General features: G+C 62.7%; 14 protein-coding genes. 3 read left to right on the plus strand and 11 right to left on the minus strand.

The window, feature by feature from the left end; all coding sequences use genetic code 11:
• Positions 1-480: glucuronate isomerase (locus KA354_23495; protein ID MBP7937617.1), on the minus strand; the 480-nt coding region annotated here is incomplete at its 3' end.
• Between the two features lie 88 nt (positions 481-568).
• On the opposite strand from KA354_23495, the gene ltaE reads away from it, so the two are divergent.
• Positions 569-1,639 (plus strand): low-specificity L-threonine aldolase, encoded by a 1,071-nt coding sequence (ltaE, locus tag KA354_23500; GenBank protein MBP7937618.1) that lies wholly within the window; start codon positions 569-571, stop codon positions 1,637-1,639.
• Positions 1,640-1,860: 221 nt separating this feature from the next.
• Here ltaE and ispH read toward each other — a convergent pair whose 3' ends face one another.
• From ispH to miaB, 7 genes are all read right to left on the minus strand, one after another.
• A complete protein-coding gene (gene ispH / locus KA354_23505; GenBank protein ID MBP7937619.1) occupies positions 1,861-2,715 on the minus strand; it encodes a 4-hydroxy-3-methylbut-2-enyl diphosphate reductase in 855 nt (284 codons plus the stop codon).
• A gap of 133 nt (positions 2,716-2,848) precedes the next feature.
• Positions 2,849-3,532 (minus strand): 1-acyl-sn-glycerol-3-phosphate acyltransferase, encoded by a 684-nt coding sequence (locus tag KA354_23510; GenBank protein MBP7937620.1) that lies wholly within the window; start codon positions 3,530-3,532, stop codon positions 2,849-2,851.
• On the minus strand, positions 3,532-4,212 hold the full coding sequence (locus KA354_23515; GenBank protein MBP7937621.1) for a (d)CMP kinase: 681 nt from the start codon (positions 4,210-4,212) through the stop codon (positions 3,532-3,534). Before KA354_23515 ends, KA354_23510 begins: the two co-directional genes overlap by 1 nt.
• Before the next feature lie 231 nt (positions 4,213-4,443).
• Entirely contained in the window at positions 4,444-5,154 is a 711-nt protein-coding gene (locus KA354_23520) for a hypothetical protein (GenBank protein ID MBP7937622.1), read from the minus strand.
• Positions 5,155-5,313: 159 nt separating this feature from the next.
• Entirely contained in the window at positions 5,314-8,604 is a 3,291-nt protein-coding gene (locus tag KA354_23525) for a protein kinase (GenBank protein ID MBP7937623.1), read from the minus strand.
• Positions 8,601-9,233 carry a sigma-70 family RNA polymerase sigma factor gene (locus KA354_23530; GenBank protein ID MBP7937624.1) on the minus strand — a complete coding sequence of 211 codons (633 nt, stop codon included), beginning with the start codon at positions 9,231-9,233 and terminating at the stop codon, positions 8,601-8,603. Before KA354_23530 ends, KA354_23525 begins: the two co-directional genes overlap by 4 nt.
• Before the next feature lie 207 nt (positions 9,234-9,440).
• A complete protein-coding gene (gene miaB, locus KA354_23535; protein ID MBP7937625.1) occupies positions 9,441-10,904 on the minus strand; it encodes a tRNA (N6-isopentenyl adenosine(37)-C2)-methylthiotransferase MiaB in 1,464 nt (487 codons plus the stop codon).
• Positions 10,905-11,482: 578 nt separating this feature from the next.
• On the opposite strand from miaB, the gene KA354_23540 reads away from it, so the two are divergent.
• Positions 11,483-12,868, plus strand: coding sequence for a PEP-CTERM sorting domain-containing protein (locus KA354_23540; protein MBP7937626.1), 1,386 nt, complete (start codon positions 11,483-11,485; stop codon positions 12,866-12,868).
• 262 nt (positions 12,869-13,130) lie between these two features.
• On the opposite strand, the gene KA354_23545 is transcribed toward KA354_23540, so the two are convergent.
• The 3 genes from KA354_23545 to gspE all read right to left on the minus strand — a co-directional run bounded on the left by KA354_23545 (position 13,131) and on the right by gspE (position 17,529).
• Positions 13,131-14,618, minus strand: a complete 1,488-nt coding sequence (locus tag KA354_23545) for a S1 RNA-binding domain-containing protein (protein MBP7937627.1) — start codon at positions 14,616-14,618, stop codon at positions 13,131-13,133.
• Between the two features lie 132 nt (positions 14,619-14,750).
• Positions 14,751-15,650 carry an NAD(P)-dependent oxidoreductase gene (locus KA354_23550; protein MBP7937628.1) on the minus strand — a complete coding sequence of 300 codons (900 nt, stop codon included), beginning with the start codon at positions 15,648-15,650 and terminating at the stop codon, positions 14,751-14,753.
• Between the two features lie 154 nt (positions 15,651-15,804).
• The gene (gspE, locus tag KA354_23555; protein ID MBP7937629.1) at positions 15,805-17,529 is read right to left on the minus strand and encodes a type II secretion system ATPase GspE; all 1,725 of its coding nucleotides are present in this window, start codon (positions 17,527-17,529) and stop codon (positions 15,805-15,807) included.
• Between the two features lie 259 nt (positions 17,530-17,788).
• Here gspE and KA354_23560 point away from each other — a divergent pair, with 259 nt between their 5' ends.
• Complete coding sequence (locus tag KA354_23560) at positions 17,789-18,349, plus strand: thioredoxin family protein (GenBank protein ID MBP7937630.1); 561 nt, start codon at positions 17,789-17,791, stop codon at positions 18,347-18,349.
• The last annotated feature ends 123 nt before the right edge of the window (positions 18,350-18,472 follow it).

Below are 18,472 nucleotides of genomic sequence, written 5' to 3' on the forward strand. Positions count from 1 at the left end.
CCCCCCCTCCCACACCCGCCGTTCGAGATCGTCGAACGGGTCGTTGGTCATGACCACGCTCCTGACCTTGGCAGCCCTGAAAACCTTCTCCACGTAAGCTTCGGCGTCCATCGAGGCGAAGTACTTGCGGAACAAATCCAGGTCCCGTCGCGCCGGATCCAACCCCAAGGTATGCAGCACGGTCAATACGCCGCGACAGGCCTCGGAAACCGGCGATCGCTCGATGAACAGGTGCTTCCAGATGTAGTCCGCTTGCCCGGACTTCGGCATGGCCCAGAACCGATCGTAGGGCATCGGGGCGACCCGAAACACCTCCGCCACGAGGTAGTGGTACGTCAGCAGCTCATCCACACCCCACAGCAACAACGGTCCAAACCGAGGAGCGTAGATGTGGGTGTGAATGTCAAGGACGGGAACATGATCCACCTCGCGATGAACCAGATCCCGCACCATTGCGTCGACACGGTCGGCTGTCTTCATGTCGAGTTTCCTCACCATCTCCCCTCCCACGTGCCGAACGCCACCCAGCCGGCGAATCATACCCGCCGACGGACGGCCGTGCTAACATATGCCCTCGCGGGCTTGTCATCCTGCCCCGCGAACAAGGAGAACACGCGTGATCGACCTGCGAAGCGATACCGTAACCAAGCCGACCGAGGCGATGCGCCGGGCGATGGCCAACGCGGTGGTCGGCGACGACGTCTTCGGCGAGGACCCCACCGTGACCGCCCTCGAACAGAAAACGGCCGTCTTGCTCGATAAGGAAGCAGCGGTGTACATGCCCTCGGGCAGCATGACCAACCAAGTGGCAGTGCGAACCCACACCGAGCCGGGGGACGAGATCATCCTCGAGGCCAACGCCCATGTGTACTACTTCGAGGCGGGTGCCCCGGCCGCCCTGTCCGGTGTCATGTGCCGGCTGATCCAGGGCAAACGGGGCGTCTATACCGCCGACGACTTGCGAGGCGTCCTCCACCCCACCAACGTCCACTTCCCGGTCACCAAGCTGGTCTGCATCGAGAACACCCACAACCTGGGCGGCGGCACCATCTGGCCGATCGAGCAGATGGCCCAGGTGGCCAAGGTCGCCCGAGAGGCAGGGCTTAAGATCCATCTCGACGGGGCTCGCCTGTGGAACGCCTCGGTAGCGACGGGCATCCCGGAACGCGACTACGCCAACCTCGTCGATTCGGTCAGCGTGTGCTTCTCCAAGGGACTGGGCGCCCCCGTAGGCTCGGTGCTGGCCGGCAACGAGGCCTTCATCCGGCGTGCCCGCCGATTCCGCAAGCAGTTCGGCGGCGGCATGCGCCAGGCGGGCATCGTGGCGGCCGCTGCGCTGTATGCTCTTGAGAACAACCGCGGCCGCTTGGCCGACGACCATGCCCACGCTCGCCTCTTCGCCGAGGGCATCGCCGATCTGCCCGGTATTGAGATCGACCCGGCCAGCGTGCAGACCAACATGGTCTTCTTCCAGGTGACGGCCATGCCCGCCCAGGAACTGTCCGACAAGATGAAGCAGGCCGGGGTCCTGGCTTTGCCGCGCGGCGACAGGATCCGAGCCGTATTCCATCTCGAGATCGCACGCGAGGACACCCAGGCGGCCGTAAAGGCGATGCAGGGAATTCTGAGGAGGTTTTAGGAAGTGTCCAGCGCTCAGCGTTCGGCAGTCAGCAGTCAGCCATCAGCGGGCAGCGGGCAGCGGGCAGCCAAAGGCCGCGCATCAAGTGTCCATGGCTGGTTTGGGAGGGGCCATACCGATCAATCTGACCAACCCGAGGCAAACACGGCTCACATGAACATGATGGAACTCGGATTCGCAGGAATGAGGGTCACCGGAGCAATCGTCGGTGCAGCCGTTGGCTACTCCCCGGCCGGGAACGCCTCCAGCTTCTGCACGAAAGCATCAATGATGAAATCCGGCGTCGAGGCACCGGCGGTAATGCCCGCCACACGGCAGCCGTCAACCATCTCCGGCTCGAACTGATCCCAGGTCTCCAGATGAAACGTGCGTGTCCCCTCTTCGCGGCAGAGGCGGGCCAGTTCCTGCGTGTTCGCCGAGTGCAGGCCGCCCAGAACGAACATCACGTCAACCTCGTGGGCCAACTCGACGGCCGCCTCCTGACGACGAACGACCTCCAGGCACAGGGTGTTGACCACCTTGAGCTCGCGGAACGGCCGGCGGGCAATCGCCCCGATCATCTCGGCCACATGCTCGGGGGCGTGCGTCGTTTGACAGAGGATGCCCAGCCTCCCGCGCGGAGGCAGGACCTCATCTAGATGCTCCTCGCTGTCCACCACGATCACGTTCGGGGCGTACCCGATCACGCCCCGAACCTCGGGGTGATTGGCGTCCCCGATCATGACCACCTGGTAGCCTTCCTCGTGCAGTTGCCTGACGACCGTCTGAGCCCGCTTCACCAGCACACAGGTCGCGTCAACGATCTCCAGCCCGCGATCGCGAACCTGCTGGTAGGTCTCCGGCGCCGCCCCGTGCGAGCGGATCAGAACCGATGTCCCCGGGGCCAGCGACTCGAGATCGGCCGACTGATTCAGGCCGGCACGCTCCAGTCGCTCCACCACCTGGGCGTTGTGAATCACCGGGCCGAGGGCCACGACTCCGCCCGTCCCCTTCTCGGAGAGCGTCCGCTCGGCCAGCTCGATGGCATCCTCAACCCCAAAACAGAAGCCCCGTTTGCGGGCCAGTCTCACTTCCATGAGGCAACCTCATCACCCGACAGTAACCCGGCCCCCCGGCTCCTGCCTCAACACCCGAGCCGCACAGATTCATTGAGCGACCGACGGGTTTCAAAAGGCGCGACCGTCAGCGACCCTGCCCAATTCTCACTTTTCACTTCCCAGCGCTGCTACCGCGACGCCGCGGCTCATACCATTCTAAGCGCCGTGCCGGAACGCGACTATGCCAGCAGTGCTGCATCGCCACCAATCGCTCACGAATCAACGCCATCAGCCCTTCCGCGGAAAGCTCGGCATAGGCCTCGGGCATGATCGGCCAGCCGTACTCGATCACGACGTCCCCTGGCCGGGGCAGAGCCTTGTCCCGCGGCCATATCTGGGTCATGCCGTCGATCAGCGTCGGCACGATCGGCACGCGAGCCTTCTTGGCGATCGCACCCACGCCCGGGAACAGCTCCCCGATTCGCCCGTCGTCTGAACGCGTTCCTTCCGGGAACAACACCAGGACGCGGCCCTCCTTGAGCCGGCGCAGCGATTCCTTGATCGCCCCGATGTCGGCGGCGTTGCGCTTGATCGGAAAGGCGTTGAGAAACTCGATCAGCCGCCTGAACCGCGGATCGGCAAACAGGGTATCCCGGGCCATGTAGTTTCCCTCCCGATAGAGGGCCATGGTCACCAGGATCGGATCCATGAAGCTCTGGTGATTGCAGACCAGCAGGGTGCCGCCCGACACCGGAACGCGATGCAGCCCGAAACAGCGGGCCTTGAAGTACATGGTCGTGAAGACCTGACAGACGAGCCGGCAGATCCGGTAGCTCAGGCGCATTTCTCCGATCATCACCGCCGCACCGCCTGCCGCTCGCGGAACCGCTCGACCTCCTGGCGCATGCGATCGACCACCGCCGCGATACTCAGGGCCGTGGTGTCGATCACGATCGCCTGCCCACGCTCCTTCAGCGGCAGCCACTGACGTTCGTCATTCTTGTCCCGGCTGCGGATGTTGGCCAGGATGGCGTCAAGATCCACCTCCTCACCGTCCGCCTTGAGTTCGAGATAGCGGCGCTCCGCTCGTTTGACATCGCTGGCTTCGAGCAGGAACTTCACCTCGGCGTCGGGGAAGACCACGCTCCCCTGGTCGCGGCCCTCGGTGACCAGCGAACCCAGCTGGCGGCCGATCTCCCGCTGTTTCTCGACCAGGACCGCCCGTACGCCCGGATTGGCGGCCACGGGATTGGTGTGGACACTGACCTGCATCGACCGGATCGCTTCGCTGACGTCCCGGCCGTCCATCGTGACTCGAACATACGTGGGACCGCAGTCAAGGGCAATGGCCGTCTCCCGGGCAAGCCGGACAAGCGCGTCCGGATCATCCAGCGAGGTGCCCGACTCCAACGCCTTGAGCGTCAACGCTCGGTACATCGCCCCGGTGTCCAGATAGGGAATCCCCATCAGGGCAGCCAGCTTCCGGGCCACAGTTGATTTGCCGGACCCGGCCGGTCCGTCGATGGTCACAATCATGCGGCTCGCACCTTCCGTCCGGGATCGGTCGGTCCAAAGCGCGACCGGCCGACCGTCGCGGGGAAGGTGATATCACAGCCCACCCGACAAGGCAAGAGTCCGCCGGGCACGGGCCCATGACCATCGCCCGCTGCCAGGATCACGAGAGCTTCGCCCAAGGTGAGGAATACTCTTGTCCCTTGGAGAAGCTCGCTCACCAGGCAGGGCTCGATGCAGGCACGATCGCGAAGCTCAAGGATGCGCAACGGCTACCGATCGGTGCGCCTCCAGGTGGAAGGACCCGATGATGGCACGTGCCAAAGCGAGGCTCCGCTCGGACAAGGGCTGGAGAACGAACCAAGCGGAGCCCCCAGTTTTGCCATCGGGAGAGACATACTCGAACACCAGACACGTGCGGCCGTCGCCCGGCCAGGACAGGAACAGGCCCGAGAGTGTCTCCCCTCTCAAGACTTCGACTCGATCAGCCCGAAGACAGATGAACCGCCGCTCCGCCAATCGGGCTTCGAGCTCGTCGACCTCAGCCGCACCCATCCACAACGACAGCTCCCGCCCGCTACTCCTGCAGGCGGCAACGCGGCGATCAATCTCACCCCCTCCCCACGCCCCCCACTTCAGCGAGCTCGGCCTGTCTCCCGGCAGCTGCTCCCGGGGAAGAGCGGTTCCGAACATCAGACCGTCTACCTCGACGGAAACGCCGACCAGCTCAGTGGCGCGCTTGTAGTCCACTTGAGCCCGGGCAGGGACCTCGAAGACCAGATCGCCGCATTGCACCTGAACAGTCGGCTCGTCGAAGGAAACGGAGGCAAACTCCGCAACCTCGACAGGGCGACCGTCAAGTTCGCCCGAAGCCAACTGGAAAGCCAGACGCAAATACGGCATCTTGGCAAGCGATAAAACCATGCCCGTGGTCAGAAGTCCAAAGAAAACCAGTAGTCTTCGCATGGTTGGCTCCTCGTGAAGAACCATTCCCGTGGGTGTCAGGGGGCATCTGCGCCGCCTCCGCACGGCGTGCGCCCCCCCTAAGGACATACCTGCGAAGGGCCGATGGAAAGGACGTGAATTTCAAGGAAGGAAACGGGATTCTGCCGCGGAACACATTGCTCAAGAAGGGCGGGTCTGGGCGTTCTTCTCGGCAGCTTCCAGTAACCTGAGCCGATACGCACCCCAGTTGGCGGTGTGATGCATCCCGGCGGTACGGCGAAGCTCTTCGCACGTGCGGTAGGCCGCCTTCGCTTCGCCAAGGCTGCCCTCCAGCTCCATGCGCAAACCGACGTAAAACCACGGCAGGGAATCCAGACGCGAGCCAAGCATCATGACGCCCCGCCAGCGGCTGACCAACTGCTCCCGGCTGATCATGTCGAGACAGTACCCGGCGATGCAGGGATCCACACAAGCCCGAACAAGTTGCTCGTTGGTGTGGACCTCCGCGATGGAAAGAGATTCGCGAAAAGCGTCGGCAGCTTCCTGGCGACGCCCCTGCCCGAGCAACGACCATGCAAGTGTCTTCGGGCCTGCCGCATTCCGAGGTTCCAGTTCGACGGCTCTTCGAGCCAAAGGTTCGGCACGTTCGTACAGGCCACCCAGAGCCAGATGCTCGGCGACGATCTTCAGCAGGAGGGCGTCCGCGGGCACCGTGCTCACATCCATGTTCTGCACCCGCTCGACCGCTTCGGCAACCTCGTCGGGTGAGCTCTTGCTGAGCCGCATCAACTCTGCAACCGGCATCCGTTCGCGAAGGGCTTCCAGTTCGTCGCGGCTTCCCTGCAGACGCTTGTGGTATTGGGCGTTTTCCGGAAACGCCTGAACCAGTCGCTCCTGCGTTTCGATGGCCTTGCCGTACAAGGCCTCGGCCTCCGGGAGCCGCCATACCATCTTCATACCCAGGGCCTCGGCCTGGTGAAGCCCGACCAGGTCTTCCAGGTATTTGGCTTCCGACGGATACTCCGCCGCCAGCTTCTCAATCACTTCGACCGCCCGACGATATGAGGCCAGGGACTTGTCGGTCTGCCCCGTCTTCCTCATGGCGTCGCTGAGGGCGCGGTACGTGCGAGCCAGCGTTTCGCGGTATTCGGCACCGGTTCTGGACACATCCCGCGGGGCTTCCGCGGACGCGCCGACCCACAAATGCCCGCCGGCGAGCCGGACAAGCTCATCCCACCATCGGCGCGTATGGGACAGCTCCATGGCATAGGCCGGGTTGTCGGGGAACCAGTTCACCAAGTCCTCCTGGATCGAAAACGAGTCCTGGATGACCTTCTCCGCCTCATCGGGCCGTCCGGTCTTCATCAGCAGATCCGCGAGGTTCCTCTTCGTGCGCGACAGGTCGAGACGGCACTGCGGGCGTTCCGTGGATTCGGGGCTCTCCGCGGCGAGCGCGGCCCTGATACGGATGGACTCGCGAAGGGATGCCTCCGCCTCCGTCATTCGGCGCGTGTCGCGAAGGACAAGACCCAACAGATCGAGGCTCCGGGCCAGGTTCCGGCGGTACGGTCGTGACTGAGACGAATCGCCAACCGCGGCAACCATCATGCTTTGGGCTTGACGAGCCAGGGCCTCGGCCTCGGCATACCGCCTCTTCTCCCAGAGCATGGTCGCCAGACCCATGTCGGCGTCGGCGAGATTGACAGCATACTCGATCTCACCGGGAACATCCTTGCGAAGCTGCTCGAGAATCGAGATCGATTCACGGTAAGCCTGCTCGGCGGGAGCGTCCTGGCCGAGTTGCGCATTGATGTGGGCCATCCGAAGGTAGGCCATGCCCGCATCGCACCGCACCGTGGGCGAGGGGCTCTTGGCCGCCAAAAGCCCGGTTTGGAACTTGAGCGAGTCCTCCAGCAAAGCCCGGCGAAGCCCCTCGGTGTTGGGCAAATCCGCGAGTTCGACCGCGGCGACCCGGGTCAACATGCGATCCACCACTTCCCGAGCAGTCCGCAAATTCGACTCGGCAAGCCGGCGCTGTCCTTCAGCGGCGTCGCGCTGCCGGACAGCCTCGGCTCGCTCCCGGGCGATCAGAACCGTCCCGATCGACAGACCAACCACGACGGTGAGAAGGAGCGCGACCGCAGCGGCCACACCGGCCCAATGCCGACGCGACCATTTGGACACGAGATCGAGAATGCCGGGAGGTTTGGCTTTGATCGGACGATCGTCGAGGAAACGACGCAAATCGTCGGACAACTCCTGGGCAGTCGCGTAGCGATCTTCCCGGTTCTTGGCTATCGCCTTGGCAACGATCGTCTCCAGTTCCTTGGGAACGGCATGCCTCGCGCGCCGCAGCGGCCGAGGCTCTTCCGTCGCAATTCGGCGAAGCAGGGCTTGCCGATCCGTACCGTCAAAGGCGGGTTCCAGAGCGAGCAACTCGTAGAGCGTCATGCCGAGCGAGTAAATATCGGCGCGGTGATCCACGGAAGCCCGTTGCCCCAGGGCCTGTTCGGGACTCATGTATCGAAGCGTTCCGACGAGATCGCCGGTCATGGTGAGCCCGGCGTCGTTCTGCACGATGGCCAAGCCGAAGTCCGCAATCCATAGGTGGCCGCCACTGTCCAGCAACAAGTTCGACGGCTTGATGTCGCGGTGGATCACACCTCGTTCGTGGGCATGCTGAAGGGCCTCGGCCGCTTGAATCGCAAGCCTCGCGACGGCCTGGAAAAAAGCTCGCCCTTCCATCGATGATTGCGACGCAAGGCTGACGAGCGAGCTGGCGCCTGCTTCACCAGCGGGTCGAACCGACACCGCGGATGAACCCGAGAATGGCGGCGAGTTCAGAGCGGTATCGCCGTCGGTGCGGTTGGAGGACATCGACGGCATCGCGTTCGTCGGGCCGCCCGCGTCGCTGGCCGGAAGACCCGCGTGTGAACGGAGTTCGCGGATAACGGCCGAGAGCGGTAGCCCATCAATGTATTGCATGGCGTAGTAATGAACGCCGCGCTCGCACCCGACGGAGTAGACCGGGACGATGTGGGTGTGTTGCAGTTGAGCGGCGGCCTGGGCCTCATTCCTGAATCGTTGAAGCTGCCGCGTATCCAGAACGGCCGCAAAGGAAAGGACCTTGAGGGCTACACGCCGTCCGAGCGAGGCCTGCTCGGCCTCGTACACCACGCCCATGCCTCCGCGGCCTATCTCGCGGATGAGCTGGTAGTCGCCGAGCACGCCTGTCCCGCCAATCGTGGCCGAGATGGGAGTATCACGCGGACCGCCGGCCGGAAGACGTGACGATAGACTCTGCAACGCGGGAAAAACCTGCCGGATGGCATCCGCGATCTGCGGGTAGCGGCGGACGTACTCCTCGATATCAGGCCAATCACCCGTCTCCAAGCGAGCGGTGAACTCGTCGGCGGCTTGCCCGAGCAAGAACTCGACCGACGGGTCGGGAGGAGTACTTGACTGTCTCATTCCGGCTTCTCCGTGAATCCCTCGTCGAGCAGCAACTCACGAAGCTTCAGCAAAGCACGCCCATACCGCTTGCTCGCCGTGCCCGGCTCGATGGAGAACACCCGGGCCACTTCCTGGTTCGAAAGCCCTTCGAAGTTGCGCATCAGCAGAATCTCCCGATCATCATCACCCAGACGAGCGATGGCTCTGCGCACTTGGCCCCCAAGCTCACGCCTGGCAAGTTGCTGGCTGGGTGCGGAACCGCGAGCCAACAAACGCTGACCCAGCTGGGCCGAGGACTCGTCCGGCAAGGGCAGCTCACGGCCCAACGCCCGCCGGCCAGCTTCCACATGTCTACGACGCATCATGATGAGCCGGTCAAAGGCGATCTGCCGAAGCCACAAACGAAACGGAATCGGGGGATCCTCAAGGTAGGCCGGCATCCTTCGGCTGGCCTCGATCTGGGCCTCCTGCACCACGTCCGAGGCGTCCAGCCGCTGCCGCAGCTTCGGATCCAGACGCAATTCAATCACCTGACGGAGAAACGCCCGATATCGAGCAAACAACTCATCCATCGCGGCAGGATGGCCTTCCCTAACATGCCCCAGCAGCCGTTTGGTCAGCTCGGAGTCTGTAGTCAGATGGTCCATCGCCTGCCCCTGTGAAGCGAACCGCGGATACTCCCATCTATCATACCTGCAAACGGCAGCGATAGTGGACACAGACAACCGCGAGCACGTCGAATGAAGCAATGACGCGGCATGACCGCAGCCCAGGCTCGGCAATCCCCAACCGACACCATCCCCCTGGCGACGGCGGCCGCCGCGGGGCTGCTCCTGCCGGGCGCAATTCGCAGGTCAGGACTGAGGTACGATCGTAACAACGACCTCGCCATGGAGAGTCAGTGCGGTGGCCGCAGTAATGCGTACCGTCGTCAGACCGCCGATCAAGCTCGCGTTGCCGGCGAATACCACGATATCGTCGCCTCGGGTGCGTCCCACGAGTTGGTCGGACCGCCGCCAAGACACCTCCTCGCCACGACACTGCTCGGCTTCCTGGGCCTTGATTGCAGCCTTGCTGTACCCCTGAACCAAAACCTCCACCTCACGACCGATCATCGCCTGGTGATGGGCCAGCGAAATGGTGTGCTGCAGGCGAGTGACGTCTCCATGGCGCCGCTGCTTAACCTCCTCCGGAACATCATCGGGCAACCGGCGTTCGGCCACGGTGCCGGGACGCTCGGAGTACTTGAAGATGAACAGGCCCTTGTAGCGAATTCTCTCGATGAAGGCGAGCGTCTCGGCGTGCTCTTCATCGGTCTCACCGCTGAATCCGACAATGAAATCGCCCGCCAGAGTGAGGCGGGGCACGATTGACCGGGCGCGTTCGACCAACGCCACATATCGTTCGGACGTGTATTGCCGCTTCATCCGTTGCAGAACGCTGTTGGAGCCGCTCTGGGCGGGAAGATGCAGGTATTCGCACACCCGCGGCAGGTCGCGCATCGCGCCCAGGATATCGTCGGTAAAATCGCCCGGATAGCTGGTCACGAATCTCAACCGCTCAATGCCCGGCACCTCGTGAACGCGATGGAGCAGCTCCGCGAAAACCACCTGCCGGCCGTGCTCCTCGTAGGAGTAGCTGTTGACCGTCTGACCCAGAAGGGTGATCTCCTTGGCTCCCATGCCGACCAGCCTGCGCGCCTCCTCGACGATGTGGCCAGGCGGACGGCTGCGTTCCGGTCCGCGGGTAAAAGGAACCACACAGAAGCTGCAGAACTTGTCGCAACCGCGCTGCACCCGCAGGTATGACTGCAAGGCACTGCCCCCTTCGGGAAGCACGCGGGACAAGTCCAGTTCCTCGATGCTGTCGCGAACGAGCGTTCGCCGGCCGGCCGGCAGCCGGCGGGAGTGGTCGTGCTCGAGAGCGACAACAACCTCCCGGCGACCTTGATCGCGAGCTTCGACCACCTCCTCCAGCAGTGCCGGCACCTGGTTGAGACTCCCGGGACCGCAAAGAAAATCAACATGCCGGGCCCGCTCTCGAATACCCGCATGATCTCTTTCGGCCATGCAGCCGATAACACCAAGAACCATGCTCGGTCGTTTGCGTTTGACCTGGCCAAGCTCACCCAGGCGACTGTAGACCTTGTCCTCGGCGTGCTGCCGCACACTGCAGGTATTCAGTACCACCAGATCGGCGGTGCGATAATCATCCGTCGGCCGGTACCCGAGGGCACAGAGCTGTCCCAACACGAGCCCGCTGTCCAGGACGTTCATCTGACAGCCCATCGTTTCGATGTAGACACGCTTCTCGGCCACTTGCCATCTCCGTCCCAGTTCAAGCCCGCCAGCAGCACGGTAGCGGCGTCCCCAGAAGGCGGTTCGCCCCCCCGGGACCGTAGCCATTCTATCTGCCTGCGGCTCGCACCAACAGGCGATTGCCAACACGCCGCCAGCCCGTCACTGCCCCTCGTCGAGTGTGAGAAAAACTTGAGGAATCTGGCCGACAGGCCTGCGCCCGGAAGAGATACTGACGAACTTGATGCAACGTAAACTCTTTATTTACATGATTTAACAGCGAAATAGGCCCTCGTCCCTTGTGGCCTCGGGAGACGATCTCTTTTTTGGGAACCGGCCAAGATTACCGTTGACAACAGCAGGCCACCCGTTTAGACTAGAGGTAAGTGGGAGAGTGCCCTATCCTGGAGTGCATCTCTCCTGGGAGTGGAGAAGGGAATCGCAAGCAGGTCTGTTGCCCTTCGCCCGGCTCCAACTGGTCACGAGATGGTCTGCTCTGCCAAAGAAGTCTTTTTTGTTGTGGACTTCCGAAAGCCGAGCGGTTATGATCGTAGAAGCGATGGGTTTTTTTGAGGTTCTCTAGGAGAGGAGTGAGGAGAATGAAAGCGAATCAGTTCTCACGAATGTCCTTCACAGGGCTCGTAGCCGCGCTAGTGAGCGCGATGCTGGTGAGCACCGCTGGAGCGACGTTGCTGTCCGACTTGGTGGCCGACCCCAATCTGTCGGTCGTGTCGGGTGACAAGATCTTCAAGAATTTTTCAGCCCTGTCCATCGGGGACGGCACCTTTACGGCTGACCCGACCCAGATCGACGTCACGCCGATTGCCACGCCGGACTTCGGCCTGAAGTTCGCAAGCGTGACCGGGGCCCCGATTATGACCGCGGGCATCGATTCGGCCGTCGATCTCCTGATCGGCTTCGATGTCGTCATCGATGCCGATCCGAAGTGGGCCGATTTCTTCCTCAAGGACATCGCGCTGAAGTTTGAGGCGGCCGCGCCATCCGATGGCCTCGCCCAGGTGGTCGAGAGCGCGTTGATCGGACCGACCGTCGTCGGTCAGACCAGCGTCCAGCTCCCGGGTGGACCGATGCAGGCCGGCGTCAACCTGCCGCAGCCGTGGGACGGCAAGACCATCCACATCATCAAGGATGCGATGGTCATCGGCGGCAAGACCGAGGGTGCGCAGATCGTGTGGATCGAGCAGACCTTCTCCCAGGTGCCCGAGCCCGCGACCCTGGGGCTGCTGGGTCTTGGCCTCGTCGCCCTGGTTCGTCCCCGCCGGATGGCCCGCGCTCTTTTGAAAGGTGCCCCGCGTCTCCTGGTTCTCGCGGGGCTGCTCACCGTTGTGGGGGCTGCAAACCAGGCTTGGGCAACGCCACTGAGCGATCTCGTCCAGAATCCCGCGAACAGCATCACTCAGGGCGACAAGCTGTTTGACAACTTCACCGTGAACGTCAACGGCGTCGGTACCTTCTACGCCAATCCGAGCACGATCGATGTCTATGGTGTCACCCTCGGAAATGAGTACGGCATTCGCATCGCCGGCTTGATGGCCGCCCTGTCGAACCGCACCCCCGGCTCGAGCGTCACCATGGTGATTGGCTACGATGTGACCGTCATGGACCCCATCCTCGGCATCGAGGACATCACCCTGGGCTTCAACGGCGTCGCGACCGCCGGTGATGGAATCGCCAAGGTGGAAGAGGTTGTGAGCAAGGTCCCAGGCGGCGTGGTTGCATCCGCTTATGCCGATTCCCTCAATCCGCCGACCTCACTCAACGACCACGAGTACCTCATCAACCAGCTGGTGCTCGCTAAGGTGCATGTCGAGAAGACCATCACCTTGGTCGGCGGTCGGAGCGGGATGACCACCATCTCGTTCATCAACCAGACGTTCTCGCAGCGAGAAATCCCCGAGCCGGCCACCGTCGGCCTGCTCGCCTTGGCCCTCCCGGTGATGCTGCTGGGCCGCCGCCGGAGCTAATCGGGTACCAAGCCCCGTCGGGAAAGCGGGGCGACAACCTCAAATCGACCATCGCAATAGGTGGCTCACCTCCGGGTGGGCCACCTTCTTTTCGTTAGACCCCGGTTATCGGACGGTATCATCGCAAGACTGGCCCAATCGCCCCAACGTGATGGGAACGTAACTCTGCCGTCCTGGATGCATAGATCCGGCCGGGCCGAACGGGCGAGAACGCCCCCCCTCGGCAAACAGGCAGTGGTGAGGGAACGTCAGTCCGGCGGCCCTACCACTCGAGGCCGCCCTTCAGCGGCCTCTTCCGCTTCTTGGACTCGCGAGCAGCATCGGGTGCAGATACCGATTCAGGAGTGTACTCGGCAGCATCAACGGCTTGCTTGAGAGACAGAGAGATGCGGCGACGGTCTTCCTCGACCTCCAGCACCTTGACACGCACCTGCTGCCCGACCTTCAGCACATCGGTCACTTGTCGGACCCGCGTGTCGCTCAACTCGCTGATGTGACACAGCCCCTCGACACCCGGAGTCAACTCGATGAAAGCGCCAAAGTCGCTGGTCCGCTTCACCGTACCGTCGACGATGCCGTCCTTGGGCCATCGCAGCGAGGCCCCCATCCACGGATCATCACCAACCCGCTTGATCGAGAGGCTGATGCGGCCAGCCTGGGAATCCACCTTGAGAACTCGAACCTTGACGACCTCACCCTCGCTGATCACTTCTCGGGGATGGCCAATACGCCGCTCAAAGCTCATCTCGCTGATCGGCACAAGACCGTCGACGCCCGGCTCCAACTCGACGAACGCCCCGAAGTCCATGAGCTTCATGACCCGGCCGGTTAGAACGGTATCGACGGGATACTTGACGTCAATACTCGCCCACGGATCCGGCATGACCTGCTTGAGCCCCAATCCGATCCTACGCGCGTCCCGATCGATCTTGAGCACCTTCAACTCGAGTTGCTGCCCCTCGGTCACAATGTCGTGAGGGTCCTTGACCCGAGCGTGGCTCATGTCGCCAATGTGCAGCAACCCATCCACGCCTCCGATGTCCACGAACGCCCCGTAAGGCATGATCGTGCGAACCGTGCCGAAAACCGTCTGCCCCTCAACCAGCGTCTCGAACGCCTGCTTTCGGGCGAGTTCCTCCTCCGATTTGAGCACCGAACGACGCGACACCACCAGGCTGTGCTCGTCGCGCCGAACCTCGATCACCTCGCAACGGAGCCGCTGGTTGTCATACTTGCCAAGCTCTTCACTCTCGATTCTCTCCAGCGATATCTGACTGATCGGCATGAATGCCTTGATGCCGTCGATATCCAACGACAGACCACCCTTGTTGTGATCGGTAACCCGGCCCTCGACCAGATCCCCTTCCTTGATCTGCTGCCAAACCGCCGCCTTGACCGCCCCCTGCCGCGACAAGACCAGCAGACCCTCCGAGCCGTCGTACCCCTCGATCGTTACTTCAATCCAATCGCCGACCGCCGGCAGGTCCTTCCCGGCAAACTGTTCGGCCGTGATTACCCCCTGACTCTTGCCGCCAAGGTCTACGAAGATGTCGCTCCCGTTGATCGCAATCACTTTGCCCCGGCGGACGCCTTCCCCCACCGCCCCACCGGCCTGCGGCATGTCCAGGTCCAGCAGGCTTTCCAGGCTCATGCTCCCCAGGGCGTCGCTCAGCTCCTGATCGAGAGAATCGTTGGGGGAATAGTCCGGCCCGCCGCTAAACGCGGCCTTGTCGTTGCGATCGTCTGGCATCGTCGGTTCTCGTTCCCGATGAAAGGGGGATTCTCGTCACCATACACAGAAGAGATAATGTATCACCGACGCCCCCCCCTGTCGAGGCGGTCCGACGTTCGGAGGCTGACCTTGCCAGAGCCCTGCCGCCGGTCACAGAACCACGTTGGAGAGGCCCTCCAACGCCCGCATCAGGGCATGGGTACCCTTCCTCCCATAACCCTGGGCGATGACGGCCATATACAGCTGATGAACCAAGGCCAACCCGGGAAGAGAGACCCCCATCTGCTGAGCCTCCTCCAGGGCAATCCGCATATCTTTCACGAAATGCTCGACGAAGAAGCCGGGCTCGAAGTCTCGCCTGAGGATTCGGGGAGCCAGCTTGTCCAACGTCCAGCAGGCCGCCGCCCCCCCACGGATCGAACTGAGCATCGTCTCCAGGTCAAGCCCGGCCCGAAAACCATACAGCAGGCTTTCGCAAACCCCGATCATGGTCCCTGCGATGACAATCTGGTTGCACATTTTCGCATTCTGGCCCGCTCCGGGCGGCCCCTGAAAAACGACATTCGGTCCCATGATCCCCAGCACCGACCTGAGAGCCTCGAACACCTCTCGATCACCCCCCACCATGATCGACAACTTGGCTTCGCGCGCCCCCACATCCCCACCCGACACCGGCGCATCCAGTGCGTGCACGCCCTTGGCCGCGGCGGCCGCATGTATCTCCCGGGCCAGCGACGGCCGCGTCGTCGTCATGTCCACAAGCACAGTCCCCGGTTTCACTCCCGCCAGGACGCCTTTCTTGCCGAAGTACACCTCCCGAACGTCCTCGGGGAAGCCAACCATGGTGAAGACAATGCCGGCCTGCTGAGCCGCCGCCGCCGGTGAGTCCACCCACGGAGCACCGAGGCCGATCAGCGACTCCGCCTTGGCCCGTGTCCGATTGAACACCACAACCGGATAACCCTTGCGCAGAAGGTGCCCGCACATACTGGCCCCCATCACGCCGGTGCCGACCCAACCGATCTGAGTCTTGGATGTGATCGCGATCATAGACGCGAGGGATAACCGAATGATCGGGGGATGTCTACCGTCCAGTTCCCCTTCGGCAATCTGCGATCAGGGCAGGAAGTGATTCCACGGCGATCTCCCGGCCCCCCTCCCGCAGATCGATCCGGCAGACCATCGATGGTGGTGACCGGTGAACCTATGCCTTGCTGACCCGGAGGACTTCTTCCGGGGTCGTTTGTCCGCGGCGAACCTTGTCCCACCCGTCCTCGCGAAGGAGTCGCAGACCGGCGTGGGTGGCGGCCCGCAGGATCTTGCCGGCCGAGGCCCGCTGCACGACCAATTCGCGAATCTCCTCGTTCATGGTCATCAGCTCGAAGATGCCCAGCCGGCCCTTGTACCCGATGTGGCGGCACTCGCGGCAGCCGCGACCCCGGTGCAGCTGCTGGCCTGGCTCTAGCTTTAGATCGGCCGGCAACGCCGCATAATCGGGCGTGTAGGCCTCCATGCAGTTCTTGCAGATCGAGCGAACCAGACGCTGGGCCAGGATACCTTCCACCGAGCTCGATACCAGGAAAGGCTCGACCCCCATGTCCAGCAGACGCGTGGTGGCGCCGGCGGCGTCGTTGGTGTGCAGCGTGCTGAACACCAGGTGACCGGTGAGGGACGCGTTGATCGCCACCTCTGCGGTCTCGCGGTCCCGAATTTCACCGACCAGGATGACATCCGGGTCATGACGCAGGAACGACCGCAACGCTCGGGAAAAGCTCAAGCCGATCTTCTCGCTGGTCTGAACCTGGTTGATGCCCTCTAGGTAATACTCGATCGGGTCCTCGATAGTCAGGATCTTGATCTCGTCCGAGACGATGGTATGCAGCGCCGCGTACAGCGTGGTCGTCTTTCCGCTGCCGGTCGGGCCGGTGACCAGAATGATGCCGTGCGGCCGAGTGATCAGCGTCTCAAAGGTCTCCAGCACCTCGTCCGCCATGCCCAACTGCTGTAACGACAGGTTGATCGACTGGCGGTCCAGAATACGCAGGACGACCGCCTCTCCGTAGCCGGTCGGCACCACGGAGACACGGAAGTCAATCTCGCGGCCGTGGATCCTGGCCTTGAACCCGCCATCCTGCGGTAGCCGCTTCTCCGCGATGTTCAGGTTGCTCATGATCTTGATGCGGCTGATGATCGCGGCCTGGAACCGCTGGATCTGCGGCGGAACCGGCGTGCTCTGCAGAACACCGTCGATGCGGTACCGGATCTTGAGATTGTGCTCAAAGGGCTCGATGTGAATATCACTGGCTTTGTCGCGGATCGCCTCGGCCAGGATATCATTCACCAGCTTGACGACCGTGGCCTCCTGGGCCATCTCGATCAGGTCGCCGTTCTCGTCTACCGACTCGCTCAGCAGCTCGACGTCCTCGGACTCCTCCTGCTCCTCGATCATCTCGTCAATGGTCGAACCACCAACGCCGAAATGCTGCCGGATGAGCCGCTGAATCTCCGACTCGCTGGCCAGGACAACCTCCACCTTCAACCCGGTGAGCATCCGAAGCTCGTCAAAGGCGTTGATGTCGTAAGCCTCGGCCGTGGCCACGCGGAGGGTGTCAGCCGTCTTCTCGATGGGGATCAGCTGCCGCTTGTGGATCAGCCGGGTCGGCATCTGCTTGAGCAGGGCCGGATCGATCTTGACCTCGGTGAGATCGACCACCGGAATGCACATCTGCTCGCCGACCACCTTCAGAGCTTCACGCTCCTCGACGAAACCCATGCGCACCAAAATGCGATCGATGCGGTCCTGCGGCCCCTTGCGGGCCGCTCTGGCGGTCTCCAACTGCTCTGAGGTGATCAATCCGCGTTCGAGCAGTATTTCGCCTACGCTCACGGCTCGATATCCTGATGTTTCACAAGCCACGGTCGACTTCATCCCCAAAGAAGGAGGCGACGGAGCTACGCCACACGCCCAAACCGCATTCCCCCAGGGATGGGCGCACCTTCCACGACTGCCTCTCACTCTTTTCTACCCGTCAAACCACGCTGGGTTGCAGCAGGCCCTCTCTAGCCCCTTCCCATAGACGAACCCACACAAGTCACGCTATAACATATGCTTGGATGCCTGGGCGAGGTACCCCAGGATTCCGGCCTTCGCTCTAGGGTCGGTCTCCAGCCAGCGGAAGTCACAGACCATGAACTGGCAAACGGCATTTGAAGTCGGACTGGTTTATCAGACCTTCCTTGAGGTCCATGGCGCGGCCAGCCATCGCGATCGCTGGCAGTCGATCTACCGGCAGGTCGACCTCAGCCCGTCACAGCTGGCCCTGTTGAGCGGCTTCGCTCGCCGGATGAATGTCCTCTGCCTGGCGGGAACATGGTGCGGCGACTGCGCCAGCCAATGCCCGATCCTGCAGCGATTCGCCGAGGTCACAGATACGATCGCCCTGCGTTTCATGGATCGCGACCAACATCTGCATATCCAGACCCAACTGACCATCAACGGCGGGCAACGCGTGCCCGTGGTGGTCTTTCTGTCCGAGGACTTCCACGAGTGCGGGCGCTACGGCGAGCGAACGATCAGCAAGTACCGCGACCTGGCGCAACGCCTGACCGGGGCGGCCTGTCCGACCGGGATCGGATCCAGTGACAAGACACTGCTGGCCAGGGTGACCGCCGAGTGGCTAACCGAGTTCGAACGCATCCAGCTGATGCTCCGTCTCTCGCCGCGCCTCCGACAACTGCACGGGGACTAGTACTACAACGCTAAGGATTCGGCCATCGGCAAGGCTTTATTTCGGCCAAGTATATGCCAATCCTGTGTAAACGACGCAGTGTTCGCTTGCGGTGCGAGCATCGGGCTGCCGCATTGCGGGCTT

It is taken from the genome of Phycisphaerae bacterium (assembly GCA_018003015.1).
GTDB lineage: Bacteria > Planctomycetota > Phycisphaerae > UBA1845 > PWPN01 > JAGNEZ01.

Coding starts and splice junctions, on each gene's coding strand:
- ltaE (MBP7937618.1), top strand. CDS start 569: ATGCCCTCGCGGGCTTGTCATCCTGCCCCGCGAACAAGGAGAACACGC.
- ispH (MBP7937619.1), bottom strand. CDS start 2,715: ATGGAAGTGAGACTGGCCCGCAAACGGGGCTTCTGTTTTGGGGTTGAG.
- KA354_23510 (MBP7937620.1), bottom strand. CDS start 3,532: ATGATCGGAGAAATGCGCCTGAGCTACCGGATCTGCCGGCTCGTCTGT.
- KA354_23515 (MBP7937621.1), bottom strand. CDS start 4,212: ATGATTGTGACCATCGACGGACCGGCCGGGTCCGGCAAATCAACTGTG.
- KA354_23520 (MBP7937622.1), bottom strand. CDS start 5,154: ATGCGAAGACTACTGGTTTTCTTTGGACTTCTGACCACGGGCATGGTT.
- KA354_23525 (MBP7937623.1), bottom strand. CDS start 8,604: ATGAGACAGTCAAGTACTCCTCCCGACCCGTCGGTCGAGTTCTTGCTC.
- KA354_23530 (MBP7937624.1), bottom strand. CDS start 9,233: ATGGACCATCTGACTACAGACTCCGAGCTGACCAAACGGCTGCTGGGG.
- KA354_23540 (MBP7937626.1), top strand. CDS start 11,483: ATGAAAGCGAATCAGTTCTCACGAATGTCCTTCACAGGGCTCGTAGCC.
- KA354_23545 (MBP7937627.1), bottom strand. CDS start 14,618: ATGCCAGACGATCGCAACGACAAGGCCGCGTTTAGCGGCGGGCCGGAC.
- KA354_23550 (MBP7937628.1), bottom strand. CDS start 15,650: ATGATCGCGATCACATCCAAGACTCAGATCGGTTGGGTCGGCACCGGC.
- gspE (MBP7937629.1), bottom strand. CDS start 17,529: ATGAAGTCGACCGTGGCTTGTGAAACATCAGGATATCGAGCCGTGAGC.
- KA354_23560 (MBP7937630.1), top strand. CDS start 17,789: ATGAACTGGCAAACGGCATTTGAAGTCGGACTGGTTTATCAGACCTTC.